This window comes from Leucobacter sp. CX169 (genome assembly GCF_017161405.1).
Classification (GTDB): domain Bacteria; phylum Actinomycetota; class Actinomycetes; order Actinomycetales; family Microbacteriaceae; genus Cx-87.
The window spans coordinates 71112-94639 of sequence record NZ_CP071051.1 but is presented as its reverse complement, the minus strand read 5'-3'; the positions used below and the strand labels follow the sequence as shown (position 1 = coordinate 94639).

Sequence of the window (23528 nt, the reverse complement as noted above, 5' to 3'; positions counted from 1 at the left end):
GAGTCGAGCATGAAGCGCGTTCTTACGTACGGAACCTTCGACCTGCTGCACTGGGGTCACATTCGACTGCTCCGCCGCGCCCGGTCGCTCGGCGACTACCTCGTCGTCGCGCTCTCGACCGAGGAGTTCAACGCGGGCAAGGGCAAGAAGACCTACCACGACTTCGAGACACGCAAGGCGATGCTCGAGGCCGTGCGCTACGTGGACCTGGTGATCCCCGAGAACGAGTGGGACCAGAAGATCGGCGACGTCCAGCGCTACGAGATCGACACCGTGGTCATGGGCGGCGACTGGGAGGGCGACCCGCGGTTCGAGCTGCTGCGCCCCCACTGCGAGCTCGTCTACCTCGATCGCACCGAGGGCATCTCCACCAGCAAAATCAAGAACGACCTCGGCACCTAGCCGACGGGATCCTGCCGAAACGACACGGGCCCCGCGCCGAACTCCGTTCAGGAGTCGCCGCGGGGCCCGTATCGTGTGTGCGCTAGAGCACCTTCGACAGGAAGGCCTTTGTGCGCTCGCGCTGCGGGTTCGAGAGCACCTCGCGCGGGTCACCCTCTTCGACGACGACGCCGCCATCCATGAAGACGAGCTTGTCGGCGACCTCGCGGGCGAAGCCCATCTCGTGCGTCACGACGATCATGGTCATGCCGCTCTGGGCGAGGCCCTTCATGACGTCGAGCACCTCTCCCACCAGCTCGGGGTCGAGCGCGCTCGTCGGCTCATCAAACAACATGAGCTTCGGATCCATGGCAAGCGCGCGTGCGATGGCGACGCGTTGCTGCTGACCGCCCGAGAGGTGCGCGGGGTAGTGATCCCACTTGTCGGCCAGGCCGACCCGTGCGAGCAGTTCCATGGCGCGCGCCTTGAGCTGCGTCTTGCTGCCCTTCTTCAGCAGCATCGGCGCAGCCATGACGTTGCCGAGCGCGGTCATGTGCGGGAACAGGTTGAAGCGCTGGAACACCATTCCGATGTCGCGGCGCTGACGCGACGCTTCCCGCGGGTGGAGTTCGTAGAGCTTGTCGCCTGACTGGCGGTAGCCCACGATTTCACCGTCGACCGACAGTCGGCCGGAATCGACCGTCTCGAGGTGGTTGATGCAGCGCAGGAAGGTCGACTTGCCCGAGCCCGAGGGCCCCACCAAGCAGAGCACTTCGCCGCGCGCCACCTCGAGTGAGATAGAGCGGAGCACGAGGTTCGACCCGAAAGCCTTCGAGACACCCTCGGCCTTGACCATGGGCACATTGCTATCGGTCATCGTGCGTCACCTTCTCCATGATCTGCCACGGGCTTTGGCCGGTCGGCCTTCGCCTTCGCGATCTCCGTCGCCGACGGCACCCCGAGAGTCTGCGTTTCGGTAGTGGGCTTCATGACGTCGGGACGCTGAGCCACCCCTCGCGCAAAGTGCTTCTCGAGGTAGTACTGGCCCACCATCAGGATCGAGGTGACGAACAGGTACCAGATGGATGCCACGATCAGCATGGGCACCGGCTTGTACGTCACCGCGGCGATATCGCGGGTTCGCGTGTAGAGCTCGAGGGTGAACGGGATCGCCGTGACCAGCGAGGTGGTCTTCAGCATCGAGATGACCTCGTTGCCCGTCGGCGGAATGATCACGCGCATGGCCTGGGGCAGCACCACTCGCGTCATCGTGTGCCACCAGCCCAGGCCGAGCGCGGTGGCCGCCTCGTCCTGGCCCTTGTCGACCGAGAGCAGGCCCGCGCGGACGATCTCGGCCATATAGGCCGCCTCGTTGAGCGCGAGACCGATCACGGCGAGCGCGAACGTGTTGAGCAGAAGGTCGGTCTCGACCGCGACCCAGGGCTCCATGAACGGGATGCCGAGACCGATGGTCGGGTAGATCACCGAGAGCAGGCCCCAGAACACGAGCTGCACGTACACCGGGGTGCCACGGAAAATCCAGAGGTAGACCCAGGCGATGGACTTCACGATGGGGTTCGGCGAGAGTCGCATGACCGCGAGGGCGATGCCCATCACGATGGCGATGATCATCGAGTAGATCGTGAGCTGCAGCGTGTAGCCGGCGGCCTGGGTGACGCGCGTATCGAAGAGGTACTTGCCCACCTCGGCCCACTCGAACGCCGGGCGGTTGAACGCGGCGTCGAAGATGAAGATGCCGGCGAGGAGGACCAGGATCGTGGCGAACACGATCCGGCCCGGGTGCTTGAGCTTGATCGCGACGATCGGCTCAGATTCATAGAACGGCAGGGACTGCGGCGGCTCTCCCGCCGCAGCCCCGTGCTTCGTTTCACTCATTGGTTAAAATTTCCCCGCATTAATGGTCGCTTCTTCAATCGCGCCAGCCTCGACGCCCGCGTCCTCCAGGATCGTGAGGTAGGTGCCGTCGTCCATGAGGGACTGCAGCGCGGCCTGCACGGCCTTGGTCATGTCGCTGTCCTTCTTGGTTGCGAAGCCGTACGGCGCGACGTCGAAGGCCTCGCCTGAGGCCTCGATCTTGTCCTTCAGCTGCGCGATCGCCGCGAGCGTGACGGGCGAGTCAGCCGAGAAGGCGTCCGCCTTACCCAGCACGACGGCGTTCGTTGCCTCTGCCTGGCCGTCGAAGGGCAGGATCTCGATTGCCGGCTGGCCATCGGCGACGCACGTTTCGCTCTTCGCGGGAACCTCGTCGGTGTGCTGGTAGGTGCCCGCCTGCACGGCAACCTTCAGGCCACACGCGTTCTCGGGGTCAACCGTCTTGCCGATCGGGGCCGCCCACAGCACACCAGCGGTGTAGAAGTTGACGAAGTCGACCGACTTCTGGCGCTCGATCGTGTCGGTGAACGACGACGAGCCCATGCCGACCTTGTCGCCCGTGATGCTCGGGATGATGCTGTCGAAGCCCATGATGCGCCAGTCGGGCTCGAGGCCGAGCTTGGCGGAGACCGCGTTGGCGAGGTTGACGCCCCAGCCGACCGGGTTGCCGTCCTTGTCCTTGAACTCGTTCGGCGGGTACTCGGCGTCGGTTCCGATGACGAGCTTGCCGGAGTCCTTGATATCCGAGGGCAGCAGGGCGACCGCGGCCTCGTCGGGCTTGATCGAGGAGCTGTTGTCAGTCCCCGTGTCCGTGGTGGAGCCCTCGGTGTTGTTGACACAGCCGGTCAGGGCGAGCGCCGCGACTGCGGCCAGGGCGGGGAGCACGTAGCGAATCTTCATCGATTCATCCTTCTCTCTAGTGGGGCATGTTGCGGAGACCGGGTTGGCCGCCGCGAGACTGAAAGTTACTGGCCGGCGTTGAGGGTTGCGGTTTCAAGCGCGCCGCCCTCGACTCCCCACTCCGTGAGGATATCCAGGTACGTGCCGTCGTCAATCAACGACTGCACGGCGGCCTGGATTGCGGGGACGAGGTCGCTGCCCTTCGCAATCGCAAAACCGTACGGCGCCTCGTCGAAGGTGCCGCCCGCGGCGACGAGCTTGCCGTCCATCTTCTTAATGGCGTAGAGCGTCACGGGCGAGTCGGCCGAGAGCGCGTCGGCCTTGCCGAGCGCGACCGCGTTGCTCGCGTCCTCCTGGCTATCGAAGGGCAGGATCTGGATCGCGTCCTTGCCGCTCGCCACGCACGCCTCGCTCTTCGCGGGCACCTCGTCCGTGTGCTCGAAGGTGCCCGACTGCACGGCGACCTTCAGCCCACACGCGTTGTCGGGGTCAACGGTCTTGCCCGCGGGGGCAGCCCACTGCACGCCGGCGGTGTAGTAGTTGACGAAGTCGACGACCTGCTGGCGCTCGGCGTTGTCGGTGAAGGAGCTCGCGCCGACGTCCATCTTGCCGCCGGTGATGCTCGGGATCAGGCTGTCGAACTTCGCCTGGCGCCACTCGGACTCGAGGCCCAACTTGGCGGCCACCGCGTCGGTGAGCTGAATCGTCCAACCGGTGGGGTTGCCCTCGGCGTCCTTGAACTCATTGGGCGAGTAAGACGGGTTGACGCCCAGCACCAGCACGCCGCGATCTCGGATATCGGCGGGCAGCAGCGCCTCAGCCGCGGTGTCGACCTCGACCGTGGGGCCCTCCGCAATGTTCGGGGTGCCGGCTTCGTTCGCCGCGTTGTTGACGCAGCCGGTCAGTCCGAGGGCCGCGAGCACGAGGAGTGCGGGGAGCATGGTGCGTGTCTTCATTGATGCCTTTCTCGATTCCTGAGCGGGCGCGCGCTCGGCGCCCCCGGACCGGTCGATTGATCCTGAGTGTACTGGGGCGAGTCGTCTCGGAAAGCGGCAGGCTCTCTGGTCATCAACAGATACTGTCTGTAGCTCACCGCGAAAAAACGCCACGCTCACCTCATGACCATCGCACTCGCGACAGACCCTGTCTGGTAAGCGTGGCATCTTCGCGCTTTCCCTCCGCTGCTGGGTACACCCTGGCACCTTGCCGCGGTGCCCGAGCGGGGAAACGTCTCCCTTCGAGCGTACCGGCGGCAGCCCAGCCCGCATGCCCGGTCGGGGCAATCGCGACCAATCCGAGACTTTTCACCGGCCTGCATGTCGGGCCGGCCGAGGGCGTATTCTCTGACCATGGCACGCATCGAAGACGCAACTATCACGCCCACCAAGATCGAGCTCGTCACCACCTGGCTGCCGACGCAGCCGTGGTTCTCGGGCGACCACGAGGCCGCTACGATCGTCGGCTCGTACCGCTTCGACGACCCCGAGGGCGAGGTGGGCGTCGAGGTCTTGCTCGTGCGCACCCCCGGCGCCGACGCCGCCACCTGGCAGGTTCCGCTGAGCTATCGTGCCGCGCCGCTGGCCGACGGCGAGGAGTTCTTCATAACGACGATGGAACACTCGGTGCTCGGTCCGCGCTGGATCTACAACGCGATCGGCGACCCCGTCTACCGCACCGAGCTCGCCCGCGTCATCGCGCAGGCCGACACCAACGTGCCCGAGTTTGTGAATGGCCCCCAGGGCCTGGTGGAGCGCCCTCGGAAGACGCTGGTGCAGGGATCCGGCATCGCCGAGCAGGCCGTACCCGAGTTCTTCGCCGCCTCGGTGATCGATGCGAGCGACGTCGACGGCGCAGCCGTGGTCGACACCGGGCTCGCCCGCCTGATCGTTACCCGCAAGGTCGGCGGGCGCGCGCTCGCGACGGCCCTCTCGGGCGGCGCGCAGGGGCACCTGAGTGGGCACTGGCCCGGGCAGGAGGCGCCGCAGCCGCTCGCCGCGCTGACGGTCGGCGTGCGCGGCTAACTGCACGAACGATCACCCCTCAACCAAAAGGTTGAGGGCGATCTCAACCGGGCGCACGATGTTTCTGCCGCACCGCGCTGCTGGACTGGGGTCATGTCTGATCTGCGCCAGCGCGCCTCCCTTGCCGAGCGTCTTACCTCCAAGCGCGGCGCCAGGATTTCCCTGGCAGTCGTCGTACTCGCCATTGTCGCGCTCTTCGGAGGGCTGAGCGGGGCCGAGTCCCCCGCGAGCAATCTGCCGTCGCCGGTGGGTTCCGAGTCGGGGCAGGTGCGCGAGCTCAGCGAACAGTTCGCGGGCAGCGACGAGGGGTCGATCCTGATCGTCTCGACCCGCGACGACGGGGCAACGCTCAGCGAGGCCGACCTCGCCGCCGTCGGCGCGTGGGTTTCGGGGATCGACCGCGCGACCGGCCACACCGCCTCGCAGCCGTTTACGAGCGAGGACGGCAAGGCCGCCGTGATCCAGACCTCGATCACCCTCGGCGAGGACAACACGGCCACCGCCGATGCAGTCAAGGACGTGCGCGCCGAACTCGCGGCCAGCCCCATCGACGGGATCACCGCGCAGGTGACCGGCGGCTCCGCGTTCGGCGCGGACATCGCGGCGTCGTTCGAGGGCGCAGACTTCACCCTGCTGCTCGTCACGATCCTCATCGTCGCACTGCTGCTTATCGTGACCTACCGCTCGCCCATCCTGTGGCTGATCCCGCTCGCGGTCGTGGCCATCGCCGACCGCCTGGCGAGCCTCGTCACCGACACCGTCGGCAGCGCCCTCGGTCTGCAGTTCGACGCCGGCATCATCAGCGTGCTCGTGTTTGGCGCGGGCACCAACTACGCGCTGCTGTTCATCTCGCGCTACCGCGAGGAGCTCCTTCTCGATGAAGACCACCGCTCGGCGCTCGCGACCGCCTGGCGGAGGACCGCCCCGGCGATCATCGCGTCCAACGTCACCGTCGTGCTCGCACTCGGCACCCTCGTCTTCGCGGTGATTCCGGGCACCCGGGGCCTCGGCATCACCTCCGCCATCGGCCTCGTCATCGCGCTCGTCGCGGTGCTGTTCGCGTTGCCGCCGCTGCTCGCGATGTGCGGTCGACGCGTTTTCTGGCCGCTCGTGCCCCGCCCGGGCGAGACGCACACCCGTCGCCGCTTCTGGGGCACAATTGCCGGTGGCGTCGTTCGTCGCCCAGTGGTCTCCCTCGTCGCGGGGGCTGCCCTCCTCGCCATCATGGCGACCGGGCTCATCGGCACCTCGATCGGGCTGACGCAGACCGAGAAGTTCCGGGTCGCCTCCGAGTCGGCCGCCGGGCTCGAGACGCTCTCCAAGCACTTTCCCGCGGGAGAGTCCCAGCCCATGATCGTCATCGCCGACACGGAGTCGATCGACGACGTGCGCGCCGCCGCGGCGGACGTCGACGGCGTGATCCGGGTGACCCCGCTCGGCGAGTCAACGGACGGCACGCTGAGCAAGCTCATGGTCACGGGCGAGCCCGGCCCAGGCACCCCCGAGAGCCTCGCGCTCGTCGAGGATCTGCGGGCGAGCGTGCACGACGTACCGGGCGCACAGGCCCTCGTCGGGGGCGCGGTCGCGGACGACCTCGACTCCCGCGCCGGGAACACGCAGGACCTGTTCCTGATCGCCCCGCTCGTGCTCGCGGTCAGCTTCATCGTGTTGCTCGTGCTGCTGCGCTCGCTCGTCGCGCCGACCCTGCTGCTCCTCGTAAACGTCGCGAGCGCACTCGCGGCGATCGGGGCAGGATCCTGGCTCAGCCGCGTCCTCTTCGGACAGGACGCGCTCGATCTCCAGGTCCCCCTGCTCTCGTTCCTCTTCCTCGTCGCCCTCGGCATTGACTACACGATCTTCCTCGTGCATCGGGCGAAGGCGGAGTCCGCCCTGCACGGCACCCGGGACGGCATGGTGCGGGCGGTGGCCAGCACCGGCGGCGTCATCACAAGCGCGGGTATCGTGCTCGCTGCGGTCTTCGCGGCGCTCGGCACCCTGCCGCTCGTGACCCTCGGGCAGCTCGGCCTCATCGTCGGGCTCGGGGTGATCGTCGACACCCTGGTGGTGCGCACCGTGATCGTGCCCGCGATCTTTGCGCTCCTCGGCGACCGCATCTGGTGGCCGTCGCGGGCACCGGGCGCGGCGCTTCGCGGCGCTGCCCCGCGCAATCCGGCCGATCAGGAGGCAGAATCAGAGCATGGCCAGCAGCCGCGCGAAGCCGCCCTCACCCGATAGCCCGATCGCTCAGGGCGCCCCGCGCACCCTGAGCGCCACGATCCGGTCGATGCAGCTCGGGCTGCACTTCATCACCGCCGTGCTCATTGTCGTCGCGTGCCTGCGCGCGCTCGCCGATGGCTCGCCCGCGGCCCCGGTGCTGCTCGGCGCCCTCGTCTTCTCTGGCTGGTACGTCGGCGGAGTGGTGCTCGCGGGGCGCGTCGACGACCGCCCCGTGGCGGCCTGGTGGCTCGCGGGTCTCGCCCTCATCTGGGTCGGCACGGTGGCGGCCTCGGCCGAGTTCATCTGGCTCGCGTTCCCACTCTGGCTCCTCGCGGGGTATATCTTGCGGTGGCGCTGGGCAGTCATCTGCTCGGTCGCGGTGTTCCTCGTCGTGGCCGTCGCCCCGCCGCTCCACTTCGGCACCACCAGCTACGCCAACGTGATCGGGCCCCTCCTGGGGGGAACGTTCGCGCTCTTCATCGCCCGCGGGTATGTCGAGCTGGTGAACGACCTGCAGGAGCGGCAGCGGCTCGTCGCCTCCCTCGTGCACGCCCAGACCGAAATGGCGGCGCTGCAGGAGGAACTCGCGAAGACGCAACGCCTTTCGGGCGCGAAGGCCGAGCGCACCCGCATCTCGCGCGACATCCACGACACGGTCGCGCAGGGGCTGTCGTCCATCTCGCTGCTCACGACCGCGGCGCTCGAACGGGGGGAACTCGCTGCGATGCCGCGCACCCTCGAGCAGATCGACGCGCTCGCCCGCGACAATCTCGTCGATGTGCGCCGCATCGTTGCCGCCCTCGCGCCCGCCGCGCTCGACGAAGGCGCACTCTCAGGAGCGCTCCGCCGCATGCTCGAGCGACTCACCGAAGAGACCGGGCTCGCCACCGAGTTCCGCGTCGACGAGAACCTGCCCGCGCTTCCCACCACCGTCGAGGTCGCCCTCTTGCGCACCGCGCAATCGGCGCTCGCGAATGTGCGCCAGCACGCCGAGGCCACCCGGGTGGTCGTGAACCTGGCGGACGCCGGCGACTCGGTCCGGCTCGATATCGTCGACGACGGGGCGGGCTTCGACACCTCGGCCTGGCACACCCGCTCGCGCGGATCCGGCGCCGCCACGACCGGCGGGTACGGGCTCCACTCGATGCGCGCACGCCTGCACGAACTCGGCGGCGGGCTCGACGTCGAGAGCGCCCCGAGCGAGGGCACCGCCCTCTCAGCGCACGTCCCGCTCGCGGCGAAGCCACTGGAGGACCCTCAGCCATGACCATCACCGTCCTGCTCGTGGACGACCACCCCGTCGTCCGCACCGGCCTGCGCGCGCTCTTCGCCAACTCCGACGCGGTCACCGTCGTCGGCGAGGCGGCCACCGGCGAGGAGGCCATCGCGCTGGCCGAACACCTGCACCCCCAGGTCGTGTTGTGCGACCTACGCCTCGGCGCCGGCATCGATGGCGTCGAGACGACCGCCCGGCTCCGCGCGCAGACTCCCGCCCCGGCCGTCATCATCTTGACCACCTTCGACCACGACGTCGAGATCCTGCGCGCGGTCGAGGCCGGCGCCGCCGGCTACCTGCTGAAGGACGTGTCCGCGGCCACGATCCTGTCGTCCCTGACCGAGGCGGCGGCCGGCGGGATGGTCCTCGCCCCCGAGATGGCGCGCCGCGTCGTCGACGGGATGCGTCAGCCGCAGCCCAAGCTCACTGCGCGCGAGCACGAAGTCCTGCAGTTGCTCGGCACGGGCGCCTCGAACCGCGAAATCGCCAAGGCGCTCTTCGTCACCGAGGCGACGGTGAAGACCCACCTCGTGCACCTCTTCGGCAAGCTCGGCGTCGAGAGCCGCGCGAAGGCCGTGACGCTCGCGCGCGAGACCGGCCTCATCTCCCCCTTCGATTCCCGAGACAGCTAGTTCCCAACGAAAGGTCCACTATGCACAAGCTCTACGTCGCCGCATTCACCTACATGGCGGTTGGCGTCGCCTCCGGCCTCTTCTACCGCGAGTTCACAAAGGCGTACGACTTCCCATCGGGCGAGTTCACCCAGCTGGGCCTCGTCCACACCCACCTGCTGACGCTCGGCTTCATCGTCCTGCTCATCGTGCTGCTGCTCGAGAAGCAGTTCCGCATCTCGGACAGCAAGCTGTTCGGCTGGTTCTTCTGGACCTACAACGCGGGCGTCGTACTCACGTCGGGCATGATGATCTGGCACGGCTCGCTCACCGTCATGGGCAAGGAATCCAACGCGATGATCTCGGGGATCGCCGGCCTCGGCCACATCTTCCTCACCGTCGGCATGGTGCTGCTCTTCCTTGCGCTCGGCAAGGGCATCAAGCGCGACCAGGCGGCCGTCGCCGCCGCGTAGTCTCACTCCCCGACGCGACCACGGCGGGCCACCGGGCAGGATCCGGTGGCCCGCCGTGGTCGTTTGGCGCAGTTACCAGCGGTTCTGCACGTCCTCGGCCCAGCCGACGATCCCGTCGAGCGCGACCTGCTCGCCCGATTCACGAAGCGCCCAGCCGCGCCAGACCCCAAACGCTTGCCGGGTATCGCTGTCGATGACGAGCGCGTTGGTGCGAGCCCGGCGCACCCCGAACGGGGTGAGGGTCGCGTCGACGCGCTCGCCGCTCACGCGCCAGGGCCGCTCGGGCGCCTCGCGGTCGTACTCCCACGCGAGCTCATCGGGGAGGTACTCCGCGACGCCGTCGACCATCACCGCATTCTCGGTCGAGCCGGTGCCAGCGGTCCAGCGGCCGCCCACCTGCAAGCCGATCGTGCGGCCCGCCACGACCCCCGAGCCGGCGCCCCAATTCCACTGCATCGAGTAGGGCCAGCGCCCCCGCCCGCGGTCAAGCACCGCGAACGAGTCTGCAGCAAACTCGTGACGCACCCCCGCCACCGTGAGGGCGCCCGAGACGGGTTGCGCTGGCGCCTTCACCGTGTACTGAAAGCGCTTCTCCGACCACGGCACCACGACGGCGAGCGCGTCACCCTGCAGACGCACGGTGGCGTCGATCTCGAGCTCGCCGAGCGTCGCGCGCAGCCGGGCCGTCGCGCCCATCCCCGCGTCGACGAACTCGAAGGAGTAGCCCCGACCGGCCGCTCGTGCGGTGAACGGGGGCAGCGAGTCGGGCAGCGAAACGCCGCGCGCGAACGGTGCGAGGGTGCCGCGTTCGATCTGCTCACCGGTCGCCCGGTCGAGCACAAAGAACTGGTGCACGCCCGCGTAGTCCAGGCTCGAGATCGTGAGGCCGATGACATGCGCGGGCGTCGTGATGCCCCAGTACTCCCAGCGCTTGTTCCGACCCCAGGCCGCGGCGGCGCGCGGGAGATTCGTGCGGTGTAGGTGCCGCCGCGACCAGCCGACGGCGGCCGGGTTCAGCCGCCCATCGGGCAGGCAGAGCGGCACGGGGTCGTGGAACTCGGGCAGGGGCACGGTGCGGCGGGAGGTCGACTCAGCCACGCGCGGCGCCGAGGAAGCTCGCGATGCGCTCGCGCGCCTCGGGCCCGTCCAGGGCGGCGCCGATCGTGTGCGCCTCTTCGGCCAGCTGCTCGGCGATCGATCGCCCGGGCCGCGAGCGGATCAGCCGCTTCGCCTGGCCGTACGCTCCCGCCGCGCCCTCGATCCAGGACCGGGCGATCGCCTCGGCCCGCTCGGAGACCTGCTCATCGGGCACCACCTCGGCGGCGATCCCCCAATCCAGCGCCTCCTCGGCCGTGAGCATCCGATCCTGCAACACCAGCTGGAGCGCCCGGCGCTCACCGACAGCGGCGGCCAGCAGGGCGGTCACCGAGAGGTCGGGGGTCAGCCCCACGTTCGCGTACCGACTGCCCACCTTCGAACGCTCGCCGAGGACCGCATAGTCGCTGCTCAGCAAGATCCCGAGGCCGCCGCCGGCCGTCGCCCCGTTGGCCGCGGCCACGACCGGAATCGCCGAGTCGAGCAGCGCACGGATGCCGATGTTGATGCGCTCGGCCAGCGCCTTGACGCCAGCACCGCCCTCAGGCATCTCGGAGATTGCGCGGACGTCGCCGCCCGCACAGAACGCACGCCCTCGGCCCTCGACGAGGATCGCCTTGACGCCCGGCTCGCGGACCGCCTGGGTGGCAAGGTCCGACCAGCTCTCGGCCATCTCGCGGTCGAAGGCGTTGAGCTTCTCGGGGCGATTCAGCGTGATCCGGGCAAGCCCGTCGCTGATCTCAAACAGGATCGGCGCCTCGGTCACGGCTAGCTCGCCGCCTCGTCCGCACGCAGGGCCGCGGCGAGCGCCGCCTCGTCGGGCGCGTAGCCCGCGATGTGTCGCTCGCCCGGCCCGTTGTAGGCCGAGAGCGGGCGGATCAGGGCGTTCGAGGCCGCCTGCTCGGAGATGTGTGCGGTCCACCCGGTCACCCGGGCCGCGACGAAGAGCGGCGTGAAGGTGAGCGTGTCAAAGCCCATGAGGTTGTAGGCCGGGCCCGAGGGGTAGTCGAGGTTCGGGTAGATGCCCTTACGCGAGACGAACTCGTGTTCGAGCGTCTCGTAGAGCTTCGCGACGTCGGGGCGATCGTAGAACGCGATGAGCGTATCGAGCGCGGCGCGCATCGTGGGCACGCGCGAGTCGCCGCGCTTGTAGACGCGGTGGCCGAAGCCCATGATCTTGCGCTTCTCGGCGAGCGCGGTCTCGAGCCAGGGCACGACCTGCTCGGCCGAACCGATCTCATCGAAGATGTGCATGACTGCCTCGTTGGCACCGCCGTGCAGCGGGCCCTTGAGCGCGCCGATCGCTCCAGTGACCGCCGAGTACAGGTCCGACATCGTCGAGGTGATCACGCGCGCGGTGAAGGTCGACGCGTTAAACGAGTGCTCCGCATAGAGGATCATCGAGCGATTGAAGGCGTCGACCACCACGGGGTCGGTCACCTCGCCGAACGTCAGCCAGAGGAAGTTCGCGGCGTAATCGAGGTCGTCGCGCGACTCGATCGCCGGCAGGCCGTGCCGGCGGCGCTGGCCGTAGGCGACGATCGCGGGCAACGCCGCGTACAGGCGGATGCTGCGCTCGAGGTTCAGCTCGGGGCTGCCCGAAGCGTCGAGCACGGACGCGCCGGCCGAGGTGTCGGAGGCCCCGAGCACGCTGACCGCGGTGCGCACCTCGTCCATCGGGTGGGCGTCCACCGACATCAGGTCAATGACCGCCTTGACATTGGGGGCGAGGGCGCGGTGTGCGCGCTCCGTCGCGCGAAGCTCCGCGAGCTCCGCCTCGGTGGGCAGCTCGCCAGTCCACAGCAGATGCGCGACCGCCTCGAACGGCTGGGTCGCTGCGAGCTCCTGCACCGGGTAGCCGCGGTAGAGCAGGCTGTTCGTCTCGGGGTTCACCTTGGAGATCGCGGTGACGTCCGCGGTGACTCCGGCGAGGCCCTTCTTGATTTCTACTTCCGCCATGATTGCTCCTTTGCGGTGGCCAGCTGGGTGGGGCCCGGCACGTTGCCGGCCGGGCCCCGGGGTGTCTTGTTAGCGCTCAACCTCGAAGTTGAACACGTGTGTATCGAAGTGGTTGTAGCCCTCATAGTCAATGAGTTCGTACAGGTCAGCCCGGTGTTGCATCTCTCCGAGCTTGCCGGTGAGATGGCCCTCGTCGTTCAGCGTATCGAGAGCACGGGAGGTCGCACCCATCGCGATGCGAAGCATCGAGACGGGCCAGATCACCATGTTCACACCGACGTCTGACAGTTCCAGCGTGCTGAACAGTCGGCTCTTGCCGAACTCGGTCATGTTCGCCAGGATCGGCACGTCGAGGGCGGCCCGCATCGCGGCGAACTCCTCGAGCGAGCGCATCGCCTCGGGGAAGATCGCGTCGGCGCCCGCGTCGACGAGCGCCTTCGCGCGATCGATTGCGGCATCCAGTCCGTCGACCGCCGCGATGTCGGTGCGCGCCATGATCAGGAAGTTCGGGTCACGCCGAGCGTCGACCGCGGCCCGGATCCGCTTGACCGCGGTGTCCTGGTCGACAACGGCCTTGCCGTCGAGGTGGCCGCAGCGCTTCGGGTTGATCTGGTCCTCGATGTGGCAGCCGGCGAGGCCGGCGTCTTCGAGTTCCTGAATGGTGCGGGCCACATTCATCGGCTCGCCGAAGCCGGTGTCGGCGTCGACGATTGCGGGCAGCTCGGTCATACGGGCGATCTGCTTCGCGCGCCCCGCCACCTCGGTGAGGGTGGTGAGCCCGATGTCGGGCAGGCCGAGGTCCGCCGAGAGGACGGCGCCCGAGATGTAGACGCCGTCGAAGCCTTTCTGTTCGATCAGCCGCGCCGACAGCGGGTTGAAGGCCCCGGGGAACCGCAACAGCTCGCCGCTCGCCAGGCGCTCGCGGAACGCGCGGCGCTTCGCCTCGGGGGTGCTCTTCGCGTACAGCATTAAAAGAGACCCTTCGGGCTCGGCGCCGACTCGAGCAGGCCGGGCTTCGCGACGATCGTGAGCTCGTTCACCTCGGCCGCGCTCAGCTCGGGCAGGCGCTGCACGAGCTCGAGGAAGCGCTCGATCTCGGCGGGCTCGAGCACGGGCTCGGCGAGCATGCGGAACTTCGCGATGTAGTTCGCGCGGGCGAACGGGCGCGCGCCCAGCGGGTGCGCGTCGGCGACGGCGATCTGGTCGATGATCTTGCTGCCGTCCGAGAGCGTGATCTCGACGCGGCCGCCGAACGCCTTCTCGGCAGGGTCCTCCGAGTGGTAGCGGCGCGTCCACTCCGCGTCCTCCGCGGTCGTGATCTTGTTCCACAGCTCGACCGTGTCGGCGCGGCCCGCACGCTCGGGGGCGTACGAGGCGACGTGGTGCCACCCACCGTCCTGCAGCGCGACGGCAAAGATGTAGGGAATGGAGTGGTCGAGCGTCTCGCGCGACGCCAGCGGGTCGTACTTCTGCGGGTCGTTCGCGCCCGAGCCGATCACGTAGTGCGTGTGGTGGCTCGTGTGCAGCACGATGCTCGCGATGTTCGCGGGGTCCTGCAGCTCGGGGTGCTCGCTGTGCAGCTTCCGGGCGAGGTCGATCCAGGCCTGCGCCTGGTACTCGGCCGAGTGCTCCTTCGTGTACGAGTCGAGAATGGCACGCTTGGCTTCGCCGGGAGCGGGCATCGGCACATCGTAGGACGCGTCGGGGCCGTCGAGCATCCACGCGATGACGCCGTCCTCTCCCTCGTAGATCGGCGACGGGCTGGTCTGGCCGCGCATGGCACGGTCGACCGCCTCGACGGCCATCTTGCCGGCGAACGCGGGGGCGTGCGCCTTCCAGGTCGAGATCTCGCCCTTCCGGCTCTGCCGGGTCGCGGTCGTGGTGTGCAGGCCCTGGCCGACCGCCTGATAGATCGTCTCGGTGTCGAGGCCGAGCAGGGTCCCGATACCGGCGGCGGCCGACGGGCCGATGTGCGCGACATGGTCGATCTTGTGCTTGTGCAGGCAGATCGAACGCACGAGGTTCATCTGAATCTCGTAGCCCGTGGCGATGCCACGCGTGAGGGCGGCGCCGTCCTTGCCCGCGTGCTGCGCGACCGCGAGGATCGGCGGGATGTTGTCACCGGGGTGCGAGTACTCGGCCGCGAGGAACGTGTCGTGGTAATCGAGCTCGCGCACGGCGACCCCGTTGGCCCAGGCGGCCCACTCGGGGCTCGACTTCGTCGCCGGGTCGCAGCCGAAGATCGTGGCGCCGGTGCCGCCGGTCGAGACGGGGTGCGCGAGGGCCTGCGCCCGCGAGGCAACGATGGGTCCGCGCACGAGCGAGGCCGCGGCGACGGACGCGTTATCGATGACGCGGTTGATGATCATGTCGACGACCTCGGGGTCGACGGCGACGGGGTCGGTGGCGACCTCCGCGATCTTCCAGGCGAGCTGCTCGACACGCGGCAGGTCCTCTTCGCTGCGATAGACGCGAACGTGGTGGGTGACGGTCATGGGGTTCCTTCCGACAGAGAGCTGAGGATCGAAGTCAGTGCGTGGTGCAGGTGTACATGGGTGGCATGAGCGGCAAGCTCGGCGTCGCCCGCCGAGATCGCGCTGGCGATGAGCCGGTGCTCGGCGACCGAGGCGCGCAGGCGCTCCTGGTTGTCGCGGGCTAGGCGGCGGGCGCGCGCGAGGTGGGTGCGCACGGTGCGGAGGGCAGCCACGAGATAGGCGTTGTCGACCGCCGCGTCGAGCGCCGCGTCGAACTCGGCGATCAGCGCGTAGTAGGCGTCGACGCCGCCCTCGTGGCCAAGCCCCGCGCGGTCGAAGGCGTCGGCGAGGGCCGCGAACACCGCGCGGTCTCCGCGCAGAGCCGCCAGGCGCGCAGCCGTCTCTTCGAGCGCTCGACGCGTCTCGAACAGCGAGCGCACGTCGCGGGCGTCGAAATCGGTGACCACCATGACGCGCGGCGACTGCTGCGCGACGAGGCCGTCGGCGATCAGGCGGCCGAGAGCTTCGCGGACCGGGGTGCGGCTGAGGCCGAGGCGCTCGGCCTGCGGCGCCTCGCCGAGCACGGCGCCGGGCGCGAGCACGCCGCCCTGAATTTCGTCCAGCAGCAGCGCGTATGCGCGATCACTCGCCCGCATGCCCACACCCCTCATGCACTTACCGTATACATAAACGACAGAATTACGCCATAGAACATGAGTATCTCGCCTTTATGGATACCAAAGGCGAAGATCGCGGACAGTTGCCCAGACGCAAGACCACGCCGGGAGAACAGAATGTCCCAAAGGGTGCGGCGAACGCGACCGCCCAGTCCAAGAGCCAGAGAAGCTCTGACGCTGCAGCCGGCAGCACGAGCCCCCACCCAGCAGGATCCTGCCGCTATGCGGAACGGCGGCGCGCGATGTCCGCGAGCGTGTAGCTGCCCTGCGGGTTCTTGCCGAGCTTGTCGCGCGCCGCCGCCACCAGCAGGTGGCCGACGTGCGAAGCCCGGCCAGCCCGCAAGATGCGGGTGCGCAGGCTGTAGGCATCGGTGATCGCCACGCGCGGCGCCCAGACGGGCGAGCGGCGGCGGTTCGAGACGCCCGAGGTCAGGTGCAAGAACGCCTGTGCGCTGCCGATCGCCGAGGCGAGGTCGACGCCGATCGAGATCGACGGGAGCGACGCGGGCTCCGCCCCGTCCTCGCCCTGCACGGCCTGCAGCGAGCGCAGGTCGGTGTACGGCGGAATGTAGGGCAGGCAGCGTGACAGGTCGACGCCCACCTCCGCGATCTCGGCGAGCGGGGTTTCGGGCGTGAACCCCATGAACCGCTCGAACGTCCACGCCGAGTCGGGTGCGAAAGACGTGACCTGGGCCGCGAAGCCGATGTTCATGACGAGCAGGTCGGGGATGGCCTGCGCCCGCGCCCGTCGCGCGATGAGCGTGCCGATCTCGGGCCGGGTGAGCTCCGACTCGTCGAGCACGAGCGAGGCACCGTGCATGAAGGGCTCGACATTGTCGGGCGTCACACCGCTGAGGAAGGTCTCGACCTCGGCGTCGGGATTGATGTCGAGCACGCGCTCACGAAACACCTCAGCCTTGTCGCGGCCGACCGACGACGCAGTCGCTCCCTCGACGCGGTTGACGTTCTCGGGCTCGAACACCTCGGGGTCGGCGATGCTGAACTGCGAGACCCCCATGCGGGCCAGCTTGAGGCCGAGCTGGAACCCGTCCCCGCCGACGCCAGCGATCGCGACCCGCGACTCGACGAGCGCGCGCTGTTCGTCCTCGCTCCAGAACCCGTAGTTGCGCGAGAACTCGGGCGACGTGATGGTCTTCGCCATTAGGCGGCCCGCTCGCTCGCGGCGTTTCGGGCAGCGCGCCCGAAGTACGCCATGGCGGGCTCGGCGGCGCGGTAGCGGTCGATGAAGCCACCGTTGCGCGCGTTCACCAGCTCGGCAGAGGCCGGGATATCGATCTCGATCGGCAGGTTGTAGTCGAGATAGTGCTCGACATAGCGCGGATCGCCAATGCGCTCAATCGCGATTGAGCCGTTCAGCACCCGCTCAAGCCAGGGCTCGATAATCGCGAACGTGCGCCCCAGCTCGTGGTTCGCCACATAGGCGAGCATGATTGCGAAGAGGTGCCACTGCACGAGATCCTGCAGCGCGGCCCGCTCGTGGCGAGCGATGACTCGTGAAACCTCGACGCTGTTGACCGTGAGGTCGCCCGGGGCGAACGAGTCGGGGCAGAACTCCTCGACCGGAAGCGGGTGTTCGTCACCGCGCAGGATCAGCCGGGACACCCCGACGACGCGCACGCCGTCCGCGTGATTCTCGAAGACCGCGAATGTGACCGAGCGCGCGTCGTCGTCGTCGCGATCGGTGCCGTCCGGCTGCAACTCGCTCTCCGCGAGTTGTCCCGTTTGATCGACATACACTTTCTTGCGAAGGTGGAAGTGGGCGGCATACTCCGCCTCGAACCCGGCAACCGCAATACCGCCCTCGGCGATGATTCCGCACGCCAGCCTGGAGGTGGGTTCGTCGGCGAACAGCGCCGAGCCAATCACCGGGATGACCTGGTGGTTCGTGACCGAACGATCAACGTGAGACAACGTCACCGTCCCCCTGAAGGCCACAGTGCCCTCGCTGCAATGGACAGTTCATGAATCCCCCTGGATTGTGGGCCCGATGGGGACCCGTAGACACTCCATTCTGCCCTAAATCGCGCTGCAGGCCGCGCCGAAACGACGCCGCGTGCGGCGCGAGGCGACACTGCAGCAAATTCGGGCGCGTCGTTCGCAATTTGCCCCCCATCGCTGGGGTCGAATTGCTACTATGAACCACAGAGTAGAATGCGATTGGAGGAGCTGTGCCGGCAGACAAGTGGAATCTGGAAGCGCGCGCGCGCGTCAAGCCTGCGCTCCTCGAGGCACGCGCCGCGGTTCTGCGAAGCGCGACCCACCACGTTGAGTCCGTCGGCCTCTCCCTCGGCATTGATGCCGTCCGAATTGAGGCGATCACCGCCGAGGCTGGCGTTACCGCCAAGCAGTTCGACCAGATCTGGGCGACCCCCGAGGAATTCCTCACCGATTTGTTCTGCGAGCTGGCAAACCAGGCGCAGATCGACCGCGCCGACACCGAAACCCTGCTCTCGACCTGGCAGTACCTCAGCATGCGCACGGACGACCTCCGCTCGACCACGGGGCGCCGCAGTATCTTGGTCGACGTTATCCGCACCGCCGCGGAGTACAACTTTGGTGCGGTGACCGCTTCAAGTAAGTGGCGCACCTACGCAGCGCTCTCGACCACGATCATGTCCTGGCCCGAGGGTGAGGCGCGCACGCGCGTGCTCGACGCGCTTCGGGCGAGCGAGCTGTCTTTCGTCGACACGATGGAGAGCTTCTACCGCAACGTGCTTCCCACGATCGGCTACCGCCTCAAGCCCGCCTTCAACAACGATTACCAGCCGTTCGTCGTGGCGGCGGCCTCGGTCATCGAGGGGCTCGGCATCGTGCGCTCCACGGTTCCCACCCTTGTCGAGGCCCACTTCGACCTCCCGGTAGAGAACGGCACGGAGACCTGGTCCGTGGCCTCGCTCGCGTTCGTGGGCGTCGTCGACGCGTTCATCGAGCAGGATCCGGCGTTCGCTCCCGACGAGGCGATCGCACGGCTCAGCGGCGGCGTCGACGTGACGCCCCCGTCGCAGTCCGAGGCCGACTCCGACTACTAGCCGCGGCCGTCCACCAGTGGGCGGCGCTGCAGCGCCTACTCGGCGAGCGCCTGCGTGCCCCAGCGTCGCAGACGATCGGTGGTGCGCGCGAGCGATATCGGCCTGCCGTAGAAGTAGCCCTGCGCGCTGCGTACACCGAGCTCGACCATCACGTCGACCATCTCTTGCGTCTCGATGCCCTCCACCACCATCGCGTAGTTCAGGTTGTCACCGAAGCCCTGCAGCGCCTTGATGACCTCGCGCTGACGCTGGTCCTCAAGATTGTCGATGAGGCTCTTGTCGATCTTCAGGATGTCCATCGGGAACCGGATCAGGGCGCCGACCGACGAGTCGTCGGAGCCGTAGTCGTCGAGCGCGATCATGACTCCGGCAGCCTGCATGATCTCCGCATCGCGCCGCAGCTCGTCTGTGACAGATCGTTGTGAGCGCTCGTTGAGCTCAATACACAGGGAGATGTTCGGGTGGGCACGAGCGGCCTCCCGAATGAACGGCCCCAGTTCGTCTTCGCTGATCTGGCGCAGCTCGAGGTTTACGGTCATGCAGGTGATGCTCGGCTCAAGGCGATAAAACTCCTCGGCGGCGTTCAACGCCTTCGTGATGACCTGCTTGGTCAGGAGATTCATGAGGCCGAGGCTCTTGGCCCGCGCCACGAGCGACGGCGGCGTGATGGGGCCAAGCTCCGGATCGACGTACCGCACGAGCGCCTCGAAGGCCCAGATCTTGCCCTCGTCGAGGCTGACGATCGGCTGGAACGCGAGCATGAGCCGATCCTCGTTGATCGCACGCGCGACAATGTCGTTGGTGCGGGTCGAGCGGTGCGAGGCGATGCTGAAGGTGCTCACCTCCGCCGATCCACCTTGGCGCCGCGAGCGCTTCACCTGCAGCATCGTGCGGTCGGCGTCCATGACCAGGGTCTGCGCGTCGAGCTCGCGGTGACTCGAGAACGCGAGTCCGGCGCTGACGACCGGCACCATGTCCTGTCCGGCGAGCGCGAGCGGCGCACTGATTGCCCGGATGATCCGGTCAGCGGCTTCCTTCGCCTGCTCGATCGACACGAGCCCGGTGAGGATCACGACGAATTCGTCGCCTCCGACGCGCGCGACGAAGTCCCCGCCCCCGGCCGTACTCTGCAGTCGGTCGGCGACCGCCCGCAGCAGCTCGTCGCCCGCGTGGTGCCCCAGGCTGTCGTTGAGCTTCTTGAAGTTGTCGAGGTCGATGAAGAGCAGGGCAATGCCCTCGTGGTACGGGCGGTGCTCGTTCGCCTCGACCAGCGCCAGTTGGAATGCTCCGTAGTTGGGCAGGTTCGTCAGCGGGTCGCTGTTCGCCCGCCGCTCAAGCGTGTTGACCTCGTGCTGAATCCGCGCGGTCTGGCTTGCCATCTGGGCGAGGGTGGCGAGCGCGTGCTGGTCCTCCCGCGCGAAGGGCACCCCTCCCAACTTTCGCGAAGCGATCAAGAACTGCTCGACGCCCGACTCGAGCTTTACGGCTGCGCCGATCTCGTGCCGCTCGGGCGCCCGGCCGCGGAGCTCGACGCTGCTCGCCTGGACGATGGACTGCACCCGGCGCCGCAACGCCCCAGCGAGGCCGCCCTCGGTCTCGCCCGGCAGCTCGACCGCCGCTTCCACGACCGCGCCCAGCCGACGTTCGATGTCGTCGTACCGCGCGCGCTGCGCGAGCACGTAGAAGAACAGGGCCGAGAGCACCCAGACAAACGGGGAGCGCGTCGCTTCGGGATCCTGTTCGAGCCACGGGATCACGGTGGAGTCGACGAAATTGATGAGCGCGGCCGAACTCCCGGCAAGGAGAATGACACCCCCCAGTCGGAGCGGGCTGAGCGCGGAGAGCCCGAAACTGTGGTCGAGCGCCCAGCGGCCCCGCAGCCGGACGAACTCGACCAGCAGCACGATGAGGTAGTAGGCCGCGGCCGCGGCGAGGAAACTGACGATCGACCAGACGCCGCGGGCCTCAAGGCTCGCGTGAATCCCGACGAAGACGAACGCGGCGGCGGTGCTGACGCCCGCCAGGTAGAGGGCCTGGAGGATATTGCGGCGCAGGATCAGCTCTGAGATCACGCGCCCGATCGCCCAAATACACACGCTGTATTGCGGGGATTCATTGGTGGGTTGTATCGCGAGCATGATGATCGCGACCCCGACCGGCGGCAGCCCCGGGACACGGCCGACCTGTATCCGGAACGGGCCACAGATAATGACGCTCACGATGACCGTGATCACGAGGACCCAGGAGTGCGGCGTCGAGCCGCTCAGCCAGTAGACACCCAGGCCGACCGCGCACAGGGCGAAGAGGGCGAAGGGCGCGGTAAAGAGGACGCCCCGATTCGTCGCGTCAATGCGTCTGAACACGGCCCCCACCCCTGTCGCGGTGTGCCCACGCGACGTTCACTACGCGCGGTACAGCACCAAGATCGTGTTAATCATGACATGCCCGGCGCCCGATTTCGTTCCGTGACGCACTGCCGCGGGCGAGTGGGACAGCTTTGTGCACTGCCTTCCCGACAGGCAACCAATCCTGATGACGGACTCCCCCTCGGACAAGAGCGAGCCCCTCTCCGTGACGATACGCCGTGAGCGCCATCCGCGAGACGACGCCAGTGCGAACGATGTCGAGTGGGGAGGTCTCCTACGTAATCCCTACCGATGCCCCGAGCCCCGCAGAATCCTACGCTCCGGGCAGGTTGACCCATTGTCGTGCGACCTGGGGCCTGTTCTCACGCGTCGCACCCGCATGAGAACGGATGAAGCACATGAGCATATCTACGCGGCGCGCTCGCAGTGATGCGGGGCACCGTTCGCGTCACGGCCGCACCTTCGTCGCATTGATCGCGGCAACAGCACTCACCCTGGGGCCGGGGGCACTGACCGCGTTCGCAGACGATTCGGCTCCCACGCCCGTCGTCGTCGAACCGGCCGCCGCACCGGCACCGGTCGCCGAAGTCGTCGCGCCCGAGCCGCCGGCACCGGCGCCTGCCGAAGCGGCACCCGCACCAGTCGAAGTCGTGCCTCCTCCTGTCGAGCCCGCTGAGGTCACACCTCCGCCCGAGGTCGTGACCCCTCCCGCCGAGGACGTCGTGCCGCCCACTGACTCAGTCGATGCAGTCGAGCCAGAGCCCGCAGCAGCGACCGCCACCGAAACCCCGGAATCGACACCCCCGGCATCCGCCCGTGTGGCGACCGACACTGCCAAGACGGGTGGGGACGACAACCCCCACAACAAGATCAAGATCTGTCACGCCACCGGTTCCGAGAACAATCCCTTTGTTGTCAACCGGCCCAACGCGAATGGCACGGTTGATGGGCATGCGGGGATGGATCACCAGAACGGCGAGGACATCATTCCTCCCTTCGATTACAACGAAGATGGACAAAATGCGCACTTCCCGGGCCAGAACTGGGACGAGGGAGGCCAGGCGATCTACAACAACGGTTGCAACCTCCCGGACCCCGAGCCCATGGACCCGGTGATCAGCGTTACCCCGCCGGTGTGTGTGCCCGTGGGCCAGCCGGTTCCGACGATGATCGCGGTGTCGCTCGAAGACCTCATGGTCGGATCCAACTACTCCGTGGAAATCTCACGGGACGGCTGGAGCGATTCGGTTGATTTCGTGGCCGAAGGCATGACAGCGATGCTTGACGTCCCCGTGAACGGGCTCGGCGCCTACACGGTGACGGTCTACGGACCCGAACAGCTGAGCGATTCGGCCTGGTTCTCGTTCACCCAGTGCGAAGGCCCCGACCCTCGCGACAACGTCTCGTTCTGCCACGCAGTGACCGACTACCCGGAGGTGGCGAAGTTCACTTCGTTCGCTGACTTCCTGTACTACGAGTTCCTCACCCTCCCCAAGGGCGAGATCCTCGATGGTCACGCCTGGGTGCACCCGGACGACATCATCCCGCCGTTCAGCTACTTTGACGGCGAATCGCCCGTCGAGTTCCTCGGCCAGAACTGGGACGAACACGGCCAGATGCTGCTGCGCAATGATTGCGAGGAGCTCGTCCCCGTCCCCGTGGTGAACGTGGACATCGTGCAGTGCACCGGCCCGAACGGAGTCGTGCCGAGCACCGTGCTCGTCACGATCGGCTCGCTGGTGGTCGGCGACGATTACACGCTGCTCCTGAACGGCCCGATGGGCCTCGCCGAATCGACACCGTTCACCGCCACCGCGGAGACGATGGAGTTCGAACAGGCCGTCAACGGACCGGGAGATTTCGTCGCGGAAGTCTCGAGCGACTCGGAAGATCCAGTGATGGACATGCAGGCCTTCACGGTGAACCCGCAGTGCGCGGTCAAGACGCCGCCGGTCGTCACCACCTCCTCGCCCAAGCCGCCGATGCTCGTGTCCACGGGCGTCGACGGTGAGGGCCCGAACCTGGCGGCAGCGATCCTGCTGCTCGCCGGCGGAAGCCTCCTCACCGCCGCAGGCGTGAGGCGGGCGGCCCGGTCGCGCGGTTAGTGGCTCCGGGGCGAGCACCCCTCGCCCTTC

At 67.9% G+C, this 23528-nt stretch carries 21 protein-coding genes; 8 read left to right on the top strand and 13 right to left on the bottom strand.

Annotated features, from left to right (window positions below; all coding sequences use genetic code 11):
- Window positions 1-9 precede the first annotated feature (9 nt).
- Window positions 10-402, top strand: coding sequence for a glycerol-3-phosphate cytidylyltransferase (gene tagD / locus JW030_RS00475; RefSeq protein ID WP_188045904.1), 393 nt, complete (start codon window positions 10-12; stop codon window positions 400-402).
- Between the two features lie 82 nt (window positions 403-484).
- Here the strand turns inward: tagD and JW030_RS00470 are convergent, their stop codons facing one another.
- From JW030_RS00470 to JW030_RS00455, 4 genes are all read right to left on the bottom strand, one after another.
- Window positions 485-1258: an amino acid ABC transporter ATP-binding protein gene (locus tag JW030_RS00470; protein WP_285895460.1), complete on the bottom strand. Its 774-nt coding sequence runs from the start codon at window positions 1256-1258 to the stop codon at window positions 485-487.
- Window positions 1255-2277 carry an amino acid ABC transporter permease gene (locus JW030_RS00465; protein ID WP_188045905.1) on the bottom strand — a complete coding sequence of 341 codons (1023 nt, stop codon included), beginning with the start codon at window positions 2275-2277 and terminating at the stop codon, window positions 1255-1257. The genes JW030_RS00470 and JW030_RS00465 overlap by 4 nt, the downstream gene beginning before the upstream one ends.
- A gap of 3 nt (window positions 2278-2280) precedes the next feature.
- Entirely contained in the window at window positions 2281-3174 is an 894-nt protein-coding gene (locus JW030_RS00460) for an ABC transporter substrate-binding protein (protein ID WP_188045906.1), read from the bottom strand.
- 65 nt (window positions 3175-3239) lie between these two features.
- Entirely contained in the window at window positions 3240-4130 is an 891-nt protein-coding gene (locus JW030_RS00455; RefSeq protein ID WP_188045907.1) for an ABC transporter substrate-binding protein, read from the bottom strand.
- Between the two features lie 393 nt (window positions 4131-4523).
- On the opposite strand from JW030_RS00455, the gene JW030_RS00450 reads away from it, so the two are divergent.
- The 5 genes from JW030_RS00450 to JW030_RS00430 all read left to right on the top strand — a co-directional run bounded on the left by JW030_RS00450 (window position 4524) and on the right by JW030_RS00430 (window position 9772).
- Complete coding sequence (locus JW030_RS00450; protein WP_188045908.1) at window positions 4524-5195, top strand: hypothetical protein; 672 nt, start codon at window positions 4524-4526, stop codon at window positions 5193-5195.
- Window positions 5196-5288: 93 nt separating this feature from the next.
- The gene (locus JW030_RS00445; protein WP_188045909.1) at window positions 5289-7430 is read left to right on the top strand and encodes an MMPL family transporter; all 2142 of its coding nucleotides are present in this window, start codon (window positions 5289-5291) and stop codon (window positions 7428-7430) included.
- Entirely contained in the window at window positions 7393-8679 is a 1287-nt protein-coding gene (locus JW030_RS00440; RefSeq protein ID WP_188045910.1) for a sensor histidine kinase, read from the top strand. Before JW030_RS00445 ends, JW030_RS00440 begins: the two co-directional genes overlap by 38 nt.
- Window positions 8676-9320 (top strand): response regulator transcription factor, encoded by a 645-nt coding sequence (locus JW030_RS00435; RefSeq protein ID WP_188045911.1) that lies wholly within the window; start codon window positions 8676-8678, stop codon window positions 9318-9320. Before JW030_RS00440 ends, JW030_RS00435 begins: the two co-directional genes overlap by 4 nt.
- 20 nt (window positions 9321-9340) lie before the next feature.
- Window positions 9341-9772 (top strand): DUF2871 domain-containing protein, encoded by a 432-nt coding sequence (locus tag JW030_RS00430; RefSeq protein WP_188045912.1) that lies wholly within the window; start codon window positions 9341-9343, stop codon window positions 9770-9772.
- Window positions 9773-9844: 72 nt separating this feature from the next.
- On the opposite strand, the gene JW030_RS00425 is transcribed toward JW030_RS00430, so the two are convergent.
- The 8 genes from JW030_RS00425 to JW030_RS00390 form a co-directional block, all read right to left on the bottom strand.
- Window positions 9845-10870, bottom strand: coding sequence for a DUF2804 domain-containing protein (locus JW030_RS00425; protein WP_241095482.1), 1026 nt, complete (start codon window positions 10868-10870; stop codon window positions 9845-9847).
- Window positions 10863-11633: an enoyl-CoA hydratase/isomerase family protein gene (locus JW030_RS00420; protein WP_188045913.1), complete on the bottom strand. Its 771-nt coding sequence runs from the start codon at window positions 11631-11633 to the stop codon at window positions 10863-10865. Before JW030_RS00420 ends, JW030_RS00425 begins: the two co-directional genes overlap by 8 nt.
- A gap of 2 nt (window positions 11634-11635) precedes the next feature.
- The gene (locus JW030_RS00415; RefSeq protein WP_188045914.1) at window positions 11636-12826 is read right to left on the bottom strand and encodes a bifunctional 2-methylcitrate synthase/citrate synthase; all 1191 of its coding nucleotides are present in this window, start codon (window positions 12824-12826) and stop codon (window positions 11636-11638) included.
- A gap of 69 nt (window positions 12827-12895) precedes the next feature.
- Window positions 12896-13795, bottom strand: a complete 900-nt coding sequence (prpB, locus tag JW030_RS00410) for a methylisocitrate lyase (protein ID WP_188045915.1) — start codon at window positions 13793-13795, stop codon at window positions 12896-12898.
- Complete coding sequence (locus tag JW030_RS00405; protein WP_188045916.1) at window positions 13795-15321, bottom strand: MmgE/PrpD family protein; 1527 nt, start codon at window positions 15319-15321, stop codon at window positions 13795-13797. The genes prpB and JW030_RS00405 overlap by 1 nt, the downstream gene beginning before the upstream one ends.
- On the bottom strand, window positions 15318-15956 hold the full coding sequence (locus JW030_RS00400) for a GntR family transcriptional regulator (protein ID WP_188045917.1): 639 nt from the start codon (window positions 15954-15956) through the stop codon (window positions 15318-15320). The genes JW030_RS00405 and JW030_RS00400 overlap by 4 nt, the downstream gene beginning before the upstream one ends.
- Before the next feature lie 241 nt (window positions 15957-16197).
- Entirely contained in the window at window positions 16198-17139 is a 942-nt protein-coding gene (locus tag JW030_RS00395) for a ThiF family adenylyltransferase (RefSeq protein ID WP_188045918.1), read from the bottom strand.
- Window positions 17139-17909: a GNAT family N-acyltransferase gene (locus tag JW030_RS00390; protein WP_188045957.1), complete on the bottom strand. Its 771-nt coding sequence runs from the start codon at window positions 17907-17909 to the stop codon at window positions 17139-17141. The genes JW030_RS00395 and JW030_RS00390 overlap by 1 nt, the downstream gene beginning before the upstream one ends.
- Before the next feature lie 257 nt (window positions 17910-18166).
- Here JW030_RS00390 and JW030_RS00385 point away from each other — a divergent pair, with 257 nt between their 5' ends.
- A complete protein-coding gene (locus JW030_RS00385) occupies window positions 18167-19027 on the top strand; it encodes a hypothetical protein (RefSeq protein WP_241095481.1) in 861 nt (286 codons plus the stop codon).
- 35 nt (window positions 19028-19062) lie between these two features.
- Here JW030_RS00385 and JW030_RS00380 read toward each other — a convergent pair whose 3' ends face one another.
- Complete coding sequence (locus tag JW030_RS00380; protein WP_188045919.1) at window positions 19063-21390, bottom strand: bifunctional diguanylate cyclase/phosphodiesterase; 2328 nt, start codon at window positions 21388-21390, stop codon at window positions 19063-19065.
- A 401-nt stretch (window positions 21391-21791) separates the two neighbouring features.
- Between JW030_RS00380 and JW030_RS00375 the strand changes: the two genes are divergently transcribed.
- Window positions 21792-23498 carry a hypothetical protein gene (locus JW030_RS00375; protein WP_188045920.1) on the top strand — a complete coding sequence of 569 codons (1707 nt, stop codon included), beginning with the start codon at window positions 21792-21794 and terminating at the stop codon, window positions 23496-23498.
- Window positions 23499-23528 lie beyond the last annotated feature (30 nt).

Excerpts from the sequence above, each read along its gene's own strand:
- JW030_RS00440 (WP_188045910.1), top strand. The coding sequence starts at position 7,393 with ATGGCCAGCAGCCGCGCGAAGCCGCCCTCACCCGATAGCCCGATCGCT.
- JW030_RS00450 (WP_188045908.1), top strand. The coding sequence starts at position 4,524 with ATGGCACGCATCGAAGACGCAACTATCACGCCCACCAAGATCGAGCTC.
- prpB (WP_188045915.1), bottom strand. The coding sequence starts at position 13,795 with ATGCTGTACGCGAAGAGCACCCCCGAGGCGAAGCGCCGCGCGTTCCGC.
- JW030_RS00415 (WP_188045914.1), bottom strand. The coding sequence starts at position 12,826 with ATGGCGGAAGTAGAAATCAAGAAGGGCCTCGCCGGAGTCACCGCGGAC.
- JW030_RS00375 (WP_188045920.1), top strand. The coding sequence starts at position 21,792 with ATGAGCATATCTACGCGGCGCGCTCGCAGTGATGCGGGGCACCGTTCG.
- JW030_RS00465 (WP_188045905.1), bottom strand. The coding sequence starts at position 2,277 with ATGAGTGAAACGAAGCACGGGGCTGCGGCGGGAGAGCCGCCGCAGTCC.
- JW030_RS00405 (WP_188045916.1), bottom strand. The coding sequence starts at position 15,321 with ATGACCGTCACCCACCACGTTCGCGTCTATCGCAGCGAAGAGGACCTG.
- tagD (WP_188045904.1), top strand. The coding sequence starts at position 10 with ATGAAGCGCGTTCTTACGTACGGAACCTTCGACCTGCTGCACTGGGGT.
- JW030_RS00400 (WP_188045917.1), bottom strand. The coding sequence starts at position 15,956 with ATGCGGGCGAGTGATCGCGCATACGCGCTGCTGCTGGACGAAATTCAG.
- JW030_RS00455 (WP_188045907.1), bottom strand. The coding sequence starts at position 4,130 with ATGAAGACACGCACCATGCTCCCCGCACTCCTCGTGCTCGCGGCCCTC.
- JW030_RS00435 (WP_188045911.1), top strand. The coding sequence starts at position 8,676 with ATGACCATCACCGTCCTGCTCGTGGACGACCACCCCGTCGTCCGCACC.
- JW030_RS00445 (WP_188045909.1), top strand. The coding sequence starts at position 5,289 with ATGTCTGATCTGCGCCAGCGCGCCTCCCTTGCCGAGCGTCTTACCTCC.
- JW030_RS00430 (WP_188045912.1), top strand. The coding sequence starts at position 9,341 with ATGCACAAGCTCTACGTCGCCGCATTCACCTACATGGCGGTTGGCGTC.
- JW030_RS00470 (WP_285895460.1), bottom strand. The coding sequence starts at position 1,258 with ATGACCGATAGCAATGTGCCCATGGTCAAGGCCGAGGGTGTCTCGAAG.
- JW030_RS00460 (WP_188045906.1), bottom strand. The coding sequence starts at position 3,174 with ATGAAGATTCGCTACGTGCTCCCCGCCCTGGCCGCAGTCGCGGCGCTC.
- JW030_RS00395 (WP_188045918.1), bottom strand. The coding sequence starts at position 17,139 with ATGGCGAAGACCATCACGTCGCCCGAGTTCTCGCGCAACTACGGGTTC.